Here is an 11739-nt window from a genome sequence, read left to right as displayed (position 1 = left end):
TTATGAACGAACACGACAACTCACTCCCATTTGATGATGAACTGCCCGGCTTCTCGGATATAGCTTCCGATGCAGAAGCGGAAGCCGAACCTGCATCTTCACCAGAGTCAGAGCGACAGCAGGCGCCATTGGCCGACAGCCAAGCTGAGTCGCACTCAGAAGATAATCAGGCCTACCTGCAGCAAAACGCGCAAGCCACCTCGACCAATCCGTTTGAACGTATTCCAGCGGCGCTAAGCGCGGCGATCTATCGCGACCTTACCTATGGGCGAGTGATCGGTAAAAACATCTACGACGAGCTGAAATCTGAGCTGATTGGCAATCCTCTGTTTACCTTGCTTTTCAATGAACAGCTCCACTTTACCCAGCTTTATCAACATCTGGGTTATGAGCTGGTGCTGGATGCCTCCGGTGAGTTTTTCTATATCCGTGAGCTGCTCGATGACGGCCTGGATGAAGCCGACGAGAACGCCTTTAAAACTCAGGTTGTGCTGCTGTTGTTAGGTCGTTTTTATAGCCGCAGCGGCCGAGACCTGGCGTTGCTGGCAATGGCCGATGTAGGGCTGGATGAAAACGATATCCGCCAACTGGAGCGGGAGAGTGAGTACCTGGATATCTTGCGTGCCGCCAAGTTTCAAAAGGGATGGAATGAAGCGCTGGAGTTTCTTGTTACCCGCCGCTTCGCATGGCGCGTGGGCGAAAAACGCTACTTTATCTCTGATGCAGGCAACGCATTTCTAAGCCGCTTGCTGGAAGCGTATCAGCGCAGAGAGCAGGAAAGCTGATCACCATATAAACCCAGGACAGTACCAAGGACGAAGAATCATGTCTGAAATAGAGTTGGTAGATCTTAGCCACTTTCCCGAGCCACTTCGCCAACAAATGGCCGTAGTTAACGACCCTCAGTGGCGGCAGGAAAGGCAAAGACTTTGGGAGCGCAAGTACCAGCAAGGCTATATGGAAAGTTATAGCCGAAAGGACTATGAAAAAATCTATAGCCTTTTTATGTTTGGTATGCTTTTCGAGAAACCAAATTGGGGTTGTTTTAGCTTGAAACTGGAACTATTCCCTGTTTTTTCAACATCGGCCATTTGTTACCTGCTCGGTTTTTGCACTGATGAGGAGCTTGCATCCAAGCTATCTAATAAGTTTTGCTATGCGTTTGCTTATAAGCTCATGGGAAGAGAACACGAAAAAGTGACTTATGAAGGCTGCAGTTCAGAAAAGGCTGCTCTGGATGTGTTTGATTGGTTTTGGGGGGAAGAGTTTCAATCAATTTCGATAATCCCATGTCCTATAGGTAAAGACAGGAGTGAAGTGGAATGGAATCACTCTGTAAGGATGATGGCCTACTATATTTTCTCTGCTATTCATAACGATACGCCACTTAGAGAAAAACAGAAACTGCCTTGGCACAAACGTCATAGCTTTATCAAATCGGTATTAAGAGAGCTTGAATCTGAATTTTTTAATTTAGATGGCTATAAAACGCACTTTGATTGGCCACAAGAAAAAGAAATTCAGTCACTAATACACCAGATACTGGTTTTTTCTTATCAAACAGCAACTGCGTCACTTCCTGCTACCGTAACTAAATTAAACGCGGACCGACAGCGGTTTATTGAAAATGTATTTGAACCTCTTCGTAGAAGCATCCCTGAGCTCGATAAAACTATGAAATCTATCAGGCCGGAGGATGTGTTTGAACAGTCTCAGGTAACGCTGCACTTTTCACTTGATGCAGCGAAGGATAATCAATTTTATCAGTTCGCTCGTGCCATTTTTATTCATGAGTTCGGTGAACATCGTATTGATTATTTCGATAATGAAAACAAATGGATGCCAAAACACGCTTTTTGTTTAAATATCGAGAAACTGATTGAAAGCTATTGTCCAGAAAAGTTAACGGATTGGCGGGCATTAGTTGATAGATTTCCAGAGATAGAAAAATCGAAGTTTGAAGCCTTGATAGATGGCCAAGACCGAAGTTTTGTCATCACATGCGAGACCCAAAACCCCAAAGCCGTAGAGTTGGGCATGGTTGGTATTTTCAAGTCAATTGGCGCCCAAAACTTAGAAAGCTGGTACTGCTATACCTCCTAGCGTATTAGATAGTCCCAAGGAAGAATATTCATGTCAGAGATAGAAGACGTTAGCCATTTTCCAGAGACACTAGCTAAACAGTTAGAGATAACAAAATGCGAGGATTGGAAAAAACAGCATCAAGAAGTATGGAATAAACACTATCATGACTTTTTGTCCAAGGAGTATGGACGTCGTGATTATAAAAACTACTTTCACTTCTATATGACTGGGGAAGGGCATGAAAAACTAAAGCACCCTACCACAGGTAGAAAAATTCATTATTTTCCCTTTATCACCAAAGATACTATTAGTTATTTTTATTCACTTGAACAAACTCATGCTTTCAAGCAAAGTGACTTAACTTTTACGTATCTTTCTGAGCTTATGAAATCAGATCCAAAAAAAGAAAGGCCAGAATACTATTTGGATGGTCCATTGGATATTTTTGATTGGATTTGGGGTGAAGGATTTACTTCTCAGATTACATTACCATTTATTATTGCTGATGAAAAATCACCCAGGACACTAGAGCTAAAAGCGAAAGATGTTTTTATGATGATTGTTCGGTCCGTCTATGAACCAATATGGGAGAATCGTGATAAAGTAGATGTGCCACTTTGGTTTAGCCGTCCTAAATATGTTGAAAGTGTATTAAAAGAGCTTGGCGAAGACTTTTTCTATACGCCAGAAACGCCCTTAGAATTGAATGAATCCCCCCAAGCCTCTTTGTGGTTTCTTCTGTCCGACATCTATTCAAGTTGTGTGACAGCTTTACCTCCTCATATTATATGCTTGGAAAGGCTTAGGCAGCGGTTCGTTTCTGAACTGATAAAGCCTGCGTCGAAGAGTATACCAGAACTAGAAAAATTGATGGTTAGCTGTCAAGGTAATGGGTTGAAACTACCTAAACAACTTAATTTCATTTTTAGTTTGCCAGAGGAACTATATGAAAAATGGTACCAGCTTATCAAAGAGTATTTTATTGATAATATTCAAGACTCTTATTGGAAAACGTTTGATGAGTCAGATGAATGGATGCCTGCTGATACTGTTTATGAAGTATTCCCGAAAATTTTATCTACATTCCATCCTGAAATGATTGCTGAGTGGAATAGTATAATTAGTAGTTATCCTGGATTCGCTACATACTTCAAGCTATCACCAGTATTGAATAATGGTTGTTATCATTTTAAAGGTACGTCAATTGAGGATAGGCCAGAAGAATTAGAGAAAAGAATTTTCGATTTTATTAATGCGTTAGGGTGTAAAATTATCTATTGTTGGACTTCTATTAGGCGCCCTTCAGTCTGGGATATTTAAAGTAGATTGTTATCTAAAAGACAAGAAGGCTGTTTATTCTATGACAGATATCGTAAAAATTGTGTTCTTCTGCCAAGAGCAAGATATAGCGACTTGGCAGAAAATTTCTGAGCTGCTCAGTCAGGGAAAAAGCGGCATGATGCTGCAGGATTTTCTGGATAAGCTGGCTCCTGATGCTGGTGATCTTTTGGATGACCTCTTTGAAGAGGTTGATCCCAGTGAGCTTTATGCTGAATACACTGAGCAAAATGAAAACCAATTTATGTTCGTGCTAATGGCAGGAAGCGATGGAGACTTTGTCGCTTCGGAATTTCGCAAGTTGTTCAAGGCATTGCCCGTCACTAATACTCGCGTAGCAGTCGGCTGCGATGATGCGATGTGATGGAGTTACGAACTACCGCTTGAAACAGCTGCAATGGCCTCTGCTCTAAACCGCTTGCTGGAAGCGTATCAGCGCAGAGAGCAGGAAGGGTAATTCGTAGTCCATTTCAACGAGAGGTACATTGGGGTGTTCCGATGTATCTCTATTCCTCTCCTCGATAAAAACCAGACTTCAGCATTCACTTAATACACAGGCCATACTAATATAACTAATAGAAACAGTGTCTTGCCCACCTAAAATAATAAGTAACAAGCAGCCTATGCGAGTAGTTGGTTTAAGCGTATTACTGGTTTGCCACTTGCTGGCCAGTAGTTGGGTTTTCGCCCAGCGTGCAACACTACATCTTACAGAGGAAGAAGTTGCGTTTCTGGCGCATAACAAAACCTTTGTCGTACATATGGAAAAGAAATACGCCCCGTTTTCGTTTATTCAAGACGGCGTGTTTAAAGGGTTTTCTGTTGACTACGCCAACCTGATAGCAGACAAGCTGGGTATCCAGTTTGTATATGACAAAGATACGACCTGGGAGCAGGCGGTAGCAGGTATTAAGTCAGGAAGAGTCGATGTCATTGCCCAGATCGTGGCAACGGAGGAGCGAAAGCAGTTTATCAATTTTACTAGTAACTACATGGCCTACTTTCAATCGATAGTGACTTTGAAAGCACGGCATGAGGAGCTGAACGAGTTATCCAAACTTTCCAACAAGCGTGTTGGTGTTGTTGCTGGTTATTATGTCAACAAGATGGTTTCACAGGTTAATCCGTCTATCGAAATTATTCCCTACGAAAACATGGGGGCGCTGGTAGATGCTGTATTGTCTGCGGAAATTGACGCAGCGGTGGCCAGCCATCAGGTAGTGCAGTACGACATCATGTCGCGGTTTATCAGCGATTTAATTAGTGCGCCGGTGCTTGAGTTCCAAGGGTTAACCAACCCTGAAGAAGCATTCGGTATCAGTAAAAAGTATCCACTGTTACGTTCAGCAATGCAGAAAGCCATGGTGGCTTTGGATAAAGAAAAACGTGAACTGCAGAGAAACTGGTTTGGTAAGAACCATATGGCTTCACTGGTGTTCAGTGAGCAGGAGAGAGCCTTTATCAGTCAGCATGGCGCCATTAAGGTTTGTATTGAGCAATCACTGCCACCGTTTGAATACCTCGATAGAGCTGGTATGCACAAAGGGTTAACGCCTGCACTGATAAAGCTTCTCACTGAAAAGTATCAGTTGAAGTTTAATTTCATCGAAACCAAAGGCTGGCCGGATGCGGTGAACGGATTGCAAACGGGCCGGTGCGATGTGAGGCCTACCATCGCCCATGACGCAGAGGCGTATCCTGAACTGCGTTTTACTCAACCCTATTTCACTATGCCGTTGACGATTGCTACCCGCAGCAGCGAACTATTTGTGGCTGATTTCTCTGAAGTTTCTGACCAAAAGTTCGCTGTTGTTAAAGATTCCGCGCACAGTAAGACGCTCAAAGACGGCTATCCAGAGATACGCTTGATTGAGGTAAGTGATGCTGCTGAAGGTGTGGATATGGTCATCGACGCCGAAGTGTTTGGCTTTATCGATTATCTGGCCAGTATCAATTACCAGGTGATGACTCGTGAATTAGTCAGCATTAAAGTCGCCGGCAGGCTAAACGAGCGAGGAAAATTGAGCATTGTGACGTCGGCTGATAACGAGCGCTTACACAGCATTATGACGAAAGCGATTGCAAATCTGACAGACGATGAATTGCAGGCTCTCAAAAGTAGCTGGCTTGGCATCAACTACGAAAAGACCGTTGACTATAGCTTGTTGTGGCAAGTGACAACCGTTGCGGTGATTATCTTGGCGTTGGTTGTTTTGCGCTATCGAGAAGTTTCCAAGATGAACAAGCAGATCGCCGAAACCAACAAGCAATTGCTTATCACCCAACAGGAATTGGAGCGGTTGAGCAATACCGATCATTTAACTCGAATTGCTAATCGAAAAAGGCTCGATGAAGTATTAGAGCAGGAAACCTATCGCTCTCAGAGATATCAGCGACCGCTTGGCATTATGTTGATCGACATGGACCACTTTAAAAAGGTCAATGATACCCATGGCCATGATGTTGGCGACAAGGTGTTGATACAAGCTGCAGGCACATTTACCGACAGTATTCGTCTTTCTGACACCATTGGCCGCTGGGGTGGAGAGGAATTTTTACTGATATGCCCAGATACAGAGTTAGAAGCTCTGCAAATCCTGGCAGAGAAGCTACGTGACATTCTCGCCAAAACAGCATTCGCTACCAATGACAAACAAACCGCAAGTTTTGGTATTGCTGTTTTGCAGAAGGAGGAAACGCTTCAGTTATTGCTGCAACGCGCAGATAATGCGCTTTATGAAGCGAAAGCCGCCGGACGGAATAGGGTCGTCATAGGATAACGATTGAAGCGTTTATATTCTTGACTTCAATTGGTTTAAAGTGCTGTTGGTGAGAGTCGACTACGCGCTTAGTTTTTTACCTTACCAACTTCGACACATACGGAATATTGCGGTGTTTATCCAGCCAGGGCAGGCCATAGCCTATCAGCATGTCATCGTTTTCCATTTCGTAAGCGAAGTATTGCGTAAACGGGATGTCGACGCGGCCCGGCTTCGCAAATAAGGTGGCGATAGACACGGACTTAGCGCCAAACGCTTCGCTGATGAATTTAGCGACCCGTTTCATTGTGCCTCCGGATTCGATAGCATCATCTACCAGAATCACATGCTGGTCTTTTATCGCGATGTTTTGGTGGTAAACGATTGCAGAACTGTTGTTACTGTCACCGGGGGTATGAGGGCAGGAGACATAGTCCATTTTGATGTCGAATGTCAGCTCTCTTACTAAATCCGCTGTAAACAAAATGCCGCCGGGCACCATAGAAACAATCACCACTTCCTGGTCTGCAAACTGCTTATTTAGCATTGCTGCGACTTTGCTGACACCTGCTTTAATGTCTTGCTGGCTAAGCACCAACTCGCCAATCTGTTTGTTCTGCATGTCGCTCCCGTTTGTTTTGTTACCCATGTTCCCGGTTTGTCGATCTTCTATTTTCCCTATTTGGGGGAGGATTAAGGTGAGGGGTCTCTTACTTGGAATCATTACGTCCAATAAACTCGGCAACCCAGCGCCAATAATTGGGGCCTTCCACAATGGTCAGATCGTTATGGTCCGCACCGGGCACGGCAATAAACAGCTTGTGACTGTCTTCTTCTCCCGGATACGCGTCATACAGCTTTTGGCCCAAAGCAAATGGAACGATATCGTCTGATTCACCATGGATAAACAGGGCTGGCGCTGAGATACTTGAAACCTTGTTGATGGAGTCCAATGGCGAACCCTCACCCAAAGAAAGCGCCCAATTCATCCAACCTAATCCCATAGTCTTGGCCATATCGGTGCCGCTGGAAAAAGGGGTGACCAATATCAGCCCGGCTAACTGTCGGTGTTGGGCAACATGGATGGCCATCGCCGAACCAAGCGAACGGCCGTAAATAAACAGGTTTTGCTCTTTAACGCCTAGCTGCTGCAACAGGTAATCCAGTGCCGTTTGCGCATCGGTATACAGCCCTTGTTCAGAAGGAGAGCCGCTGCTTTTACCGTAACCGCGATAGCTGAGCAGCAATACGTTAACGCCACTTACGCCACTAGCCGCAATTTCCCGGGCGTCGCCAACACGGTAGTAAAGATGCCCTGCATTGCCATGAAGATACAGCAGGGTGGTATCGGACTGTTTATCAAACCAAAGCGCCTGCAGCTGTTCGCCATCAGGGGTGGTCAGTATTATCTCTTCAGCGTCTGAAGGGGCGGGGGCGTCATGGGGCAAAGGTTCTGGATAAAACGCAAACGCATTGACCATAGCGTCGCGGCAGCCGCTAATCAAAACCAAGGCCCCAAGCAAAAGGCAGAGTCGCCCAAGCGACGACATCCATCGTTTCTGTTCCTGATAATTGTCTTTATCGAATGCATCATGAATTCGCACCAATTAGCTCCTTGCTTTGAAACTATTGATTAGTCGCGAGCGCTGTTGGATTGCCTACCAGATAGATATAGCCGATATCTTCCGCTTCGATCTCATTCCATAGGTCCTGGTGGAAGGCATTTATCTCTTCCTGGATGCCATCGCCGATCGCGATAAATGCGTTGTCCATGAGTACTTCAGCATCGGGTGCACCTTCCACACTGGCGATAACACTCGCGCTGGTCAGCAGAAGGTCCTCGGGTGTTGTTTGTCGTCGTCGCTGGTCCCAGGCAATTCTTTCCTGAAGGTAGGCCCAGGTGACCGCTTCATCCCACAGCTGTTGTTCGGCGAGAAAGTTGGAAATAACGCCACAGTAATAAGCTCTGTCTCTTGGCTTCATTAAGGCGAGAAACGGTTTGGAGTATTCAAGATAATTGTCGTAATCGCCCGTTTCTGCATAGTAGCTTCTTAGAAACGCGATGGCTCTGGGGATCCCTTTGTCTGCTTGATTCTTGAGCTCAGAGAATCCACCTTTTTCAATCGCCTGGTACCACTCAAGTTGGTCATTTTTGCGTTCGTCAGTGAGAAAATAGATGATTTCATCTCACTCTGGATTTTCCAGCCATGCCTTACCATCCAGCATCAGTTTCATCAGGGTCTGGTTACTATCACCATCTGGTATTTGCTCTTCTTCAGGTACAGAGACTTTGAGCTTTTTCGCTTCAAGTTCTTCTTCACTCGGGTTGTTTGGTTGCGGTTGAGAGCCACCTACGGCTAGTGAGAAAGTAGCTTCTGGCTGGCTGCTAGGTGCGTACTGCCACCATAGCAATGCGAGGACAGATATGGCGACAAGTAGAATTGTGATTATTCGGGATGGGTTCACAACGCACTCCTTTGCTAACGCGTAACTGCCCAAATAGTAACCTACCGTGGGTAGCGTTGCTGTGGGAGCGGATCAAGATTTTCGAACGTACGTCCTGTACATCGCCGCTCTTACACATTTGCATGCCCCACGTAGTGTTTTGGGTACCATGTGTTCGCGTTTGGTATACGACCGCCATGGATGGTGGAAATGCCGAAAATGCAGGAGCAGTTTTCGGCCGTACGTCCTGTACATAAAAACCGCCCGAAGGCGGTTTTTCTAATCAACAAGTAGGAATGCGTTTACTTGTATTCGTGGAATCGCTGCGCCAGGTAGGGGTCCCACATCGCGGCGGTTGCGCTCATCACCATATCTGCACCCATCTCCAGACGGCGGTGCAGGTCTTGCGCTGTCATCATGCCGCCGACGGAACAGATAACAAAGTCGTCTTTCCATTTGGTTCGCAGGTCGATCAGGTTGCTGGTGACCTCTTCAGCTAGCTCACCAATGGCAAAACCACAGGTACCACTTTGCAGGCGGCCTTCACCCGGCAGCGCTGATCCGCCCTGGTCATTAACTATTTTACGAGGAATGGTGTTGATTGCGGCAAAACCATCGACATATGGACGGTTAGCTTCAATCACTTTTTCCAGCTGGTCTGCAGGCATCCAACCTAACTTGATCATCAGTGGCGTGTCGCCGATAGACTCTCGGATTTTCTTTGAAACCAGCGCTGAGTTTTCCGGATCAGAGAACAGGGCACCTTCTTTACTGCCACCCAGGTTAGGGCAGGAGTAGTTCACCTCAATGATCTTACCGCCAGCTTCTTTCGCCATGGCTGCGACATAACCGTAGTCTTCCACCAGATCGCGCTCAGCCAAACCTGGCGTGCCGTTTACGGACACGATCATCAACTGGCCCGGTCCCATCTTCTTGTTACCGGCTTCGATATCTTTCATCCACACTTCGGGTGAAAGCGAAGGCACACCAAAGGAGTTGGTGATGGTGATCTTCTCGTCCAGTTCAGGACGCTCACCCGGCTTCATCTCGGTATTGATATCGCGGTTAGTGAACTGGTCATCTGCATTGAGGAAGATGCAGTTAGGCGCAGGGTGACAGGTGCGCTCAACACTGCGAACCGTTTTATAAACCGGCAGGTCGAAACCCAATTTGGCGTAGACATCACACCAATGGCTGTTTAGCAGCGGACCTGCAGGTACACCCAGGCGAGAGTTCACTTCAAAATCGAACACCTTTTGCATCTGTTTGATAGCAGGGCGGGTCGGCATTTCACCTTCAAAGAAAGGGCCATCCTGGTAATTCTCTTCGTAGGTTTTGCTAATGTCGTAAAGTTCAAATTGCATAGGTGCTACCTCAGCCATGGTCATGAGTGGCGGCAACTTTAGCCGTTATTGTGCCGAATGAGTACCTTTAAAGTAGGTCATGATCTGAGCCGGATCAGGAATAGGGCTATTAGCCAGTGAAACCGGTCCGTAAAGAAGAGGTGAAACCCCTTAAGAATGATTGTGTTGAGTGCCTGGGACGGCTTGGTAGTTAGTGTTTGGTTTCGATGCTATCCCAAGGCAACCAGGACAGCCCCAATTGCAGTGTCTCCAATAACTGCTCGGCAGAATTATGCTTGTAGCCATACACCCGTAACCCGAATATATGCAGCATAATGCTGCGGGCGAGAGCTTGCGCTTTCTGCTCACCAAAGTCCCGGCTAAGGGCATTTGCATAAACCACTTCAACCGCGGCCAGCTCCTCTTGCACCAGCTGTAAAAGCGCAGCATGGGTATTCCCTTCCGTGGCCAGCTCTAGTTGTGCCTTGACCAAGAAACAGCTGCAGTAATCTTTCGAAATCGCTTCCGAAATCATACCGCTAAAGATCTCGCAGATGCTGCGGCCTATTGAGTCGGTGCTGGCAAACAGAGCCTGCAATTGTGCGCGGCCGTTAGCGCCATAGGCTTTGATCGCTTCAGCAAACAACCCCTGTTTATTGCCAAACGCCAGGTACAGGCTACCCGGTTTTAAGCCTGTGCATTGCACTATCTGCTGCATAGATGCGGCCTGGTAACCTTGCTGCCAGAACAAGCCTGTCGCGGCATCAATTACCTGTTGTTTGTCAAACTGTGCACGGCTCATACGTCACTCAGACCTGCATTCATCGAAATCGGAATGGGCTTAGCTTACTTGAGCTTGAACAGTCATTCAAATTTAACTTGAACGATCATTCAATATTTGTTTGAATGACATTTCTTGAATGATTGTTCAAGAAATGGCTTAGATAGAAAACTCGCAAGCCTAAAGACGCTTAACATCTCGATTAAGGAGAGAAACCATGTCGTTAGAAACAACGTCATTACATACCGAACTCGAAGCATTCAAATCTCAATTCCAGGCCCAAGCCCCGCAAGATGTTCAAGCGTTAATGGCCAATGCGACGCAGGCGTTACAGGATTCGGGCTTAGCTGATCGCGCACTCAATGTCGGTCAAACGCTGCCTGATGCAGAGCTTATCAATGCTAAAGGGGATACCGTACAGTTGAGCGATCTTCTGAAGAGTGGCCCCTTGGTGGTGACTTTTTATCGCGGTGGTTGGTGCCCGTATTGCAACCTGGAGCTACGTGCCTACCAGCAGCATTTGGCAGAGATCCGTGATGCCGGTGCAACGCTGGTCGCGATAACACCGGAGTTGCCTGATGCCTCACTGAGCACTTCGGAGAAGAATGAACTGGCGTTTGAGGTACTGAGTGATGTGAACTCAGCCTATGCCAAGCAATTAAACCTGGTGTTTGACCTGCCAGAAGAACTGCGTCCAATCTACAAATCGTTTGGCATTGATGTTGAGGCCCATAACGGTGACGGGCAGTTTGCGCTGCCACTGGCGGCCACCTATGTAGTAGGCAGTGACGGCAATGTTGCCAGCGCATTTATCGATGCCGACTACACCAAACGCCAGGAACCCAGTGAAGTAGTTGCTGCGTTGAAGCGTCTGGTTACGTCATAGCCAATAGACAGATTTTGGCTGTGCCGTCCTAAAATAAGTTGACGGTTTTCTATTAAGCCAGCGCCAATTCAGCGCTGGCTTTTTTGTGCACTTCTTCAGGCG

At 46.5% G+C, this 11739-nt stretch carries 12 protein-coding genes; 6 read left to right on the top strand and 6 right to left on the bottom strand.

Annotation, left to right across the window (positions count from 1 at the left end):
- Positions 1 to 2: 2 nt before the first annotated feature.
- The 5 genes from ABEA14_RS17525 (at position 3) to ABEA14_RS17505 (ending at position 6203) form a co-directional block, all read left to right on the top strand.
- Complete coding sequence (locus ABEA14_RS17525) at positions 3 to 785, top strand: condensin complex protein MksE (protein WP_345341846.1); 783 nt, start codon at positions 3 to 5, stop codon at positions 783 to 785.
- 40 nt (positions 786 to 825) lie between these two features.
- Positions 826 to 2103 carry a hypothetical protein gene (locus ABEA14_RS17520; protein ID WP_345341844.1) on the top strand — a complete coding sequence of 426 codons (1278 nt, stop codon included), beginning with the start codon at positions 826 to 828 and terminating at the stop codon, positions 2101 to 2103.
- A 30-nt stretch (positions 2104 to 2133) separates the two neighbouring features.
- Positions 2134 to 3405 carry a hypothetical protein gene (locus ABEA14_RS17515; RefSeq protein ID WP_345341842.1) on the top strand — a complete coding sequence of 424 codons (1272 nt, stop codon included), beginning with the start codon at positions 2134 to 2136 and terminating at the stop codon, positions 3403 to 3405.
- Between the two features lie 40 nt (positions 3406 to 3445).
- Positions 3446 to 3787, top strand: coding sequence for a hypothetical protein (locus tag ABEA14_RS17510; RefSeq protein ID WP_345341840.1), 342 nt, complete (start codon positions 3446 to 3448; stop codon positions 3785 to 3787).
- Positions 3788 to 4046: 259 nt separating this feature from the next.
- Positions 4047 to 6203: a transporter substrate-binding domain-containing diguanylate cyclase gene (locus ABEA14_RS17505; protein ID WP_345341838.1), complete on the top strand. Its 2157-nt coding sequence runs from the start codon at positions 4047 to 4049 to the stop codon at positions 6201 to 6203.
- Positions 6204 to 6279: 76 nt separating this feature from the next.
- On the opposite strand, the gene ABEA14_RS17500 is transcribed toward ABEA14_RS17505, so the two are convergent.
- The 6 genes from ABEA14_RS17500 to ABEA14_RS17475 form a co-directional block, all read right to left on the bottom strand.
- Positions 6280 to 6804 carry a phosphoribosyltransferase gene (locus ABEA14_RS17500; RefSeq protein WP_345341836.1) on the bottom strand — a complete coding sequence of 175 codons (525 nt, stop codon included), beginning with the start codon at positions 6802 to 6804 and terminating at the stop codon, positions 6280 to 6282.
- 88 nt (positions 6805 to 6892) lie between these two features.
- Positions 6893 to 7786: an alpha/beta hydrolase gene (locus ABEA14_RS17495; protein ID WP_345341834.1), complete on the bottom strand. Its 894-nt coding sequence runs from the start codon at positions 7784 to 7786 to the stop codon at positions 6893 to 6895.
- A 22-nt stretch (positions 7787 to 7808) separates the two neighbouring features.
- Complete coding sequence (locus tag ABEA14_RS17490) at positions 7809 to 8165, bottom strand: hypothetical protein (RefSeq protein WP_345341832.1); 357 nt, start codon at positions 8163 to 8165, stop codon at positions 7809 to 7811.
- Positions 8166 to 8369: 204 nt separating this feature from the next.
- On the bottom strand, positions 8370 to 8648 hold the full coding sequence (locus tag ABEA14_RS17485) for a hypothetical protein (RefSeq protein ID WP_345341830.1): 279 nt from the start codon (positions 8646 to 8648) through the stop codon (positions 8370 to 8372).
- Between the two features lie 281 nt (positions 8649 to 8929).
- Entirely contained in the window at positions 8930 to 9991 is a 1062-nt protein-coding gene (locus ABEA14_RS17480; RefSeq protein WP_345341828.1) for a beta/alpha barrel domain-containing protein, read from the bottom strand.
- 190 nt (positions 9992 to 10181) lie between these two features.
- On the bottom strand, positions 10182 to 10772 hold the full coding sequence (locus tag ABEA14_RS17475) for a TetR/AcrR family transcriptional regulator (RefSeq protein WP_345341826.1): 591 nt from the start codon (positions 10770 to 10772) through the stop codon (positions 10182 to 10184).
- Positions 10773 to 10968: 196 nt separating this feature from the next.
- Between ABEA14_RS17475 and ABEA14_RS17470 the strand changes: the two genes are divergently transcribed.
- Complete coding sequence (locus ABEA14_RS17470; protein ID WP_345341824.1) at positions 10969 to 11637, top strand: peroxiredoxin-like family protein; 669 nt, start codon at positions 10969 to 10971, stop codon at positions 11635 to 11637.
- Positions 11638 to 11739: the final 102 nt, after the last annotated feature.

It is taken from the genome of Corallincola platygyrae, from assembly GCF_039544265.1.
Lineage (GTDB): Bacteria > Pseudomonadota > Gammaproteobacteria > Enterobacterales > Neiellaceae > Corallincola > Corallincola platygyrae.
The sequence above is the reverse complement of the archived record's forward strand: the minus strand, read 5'-3'. Positions and strand labels throughout refer to the sequence as shown.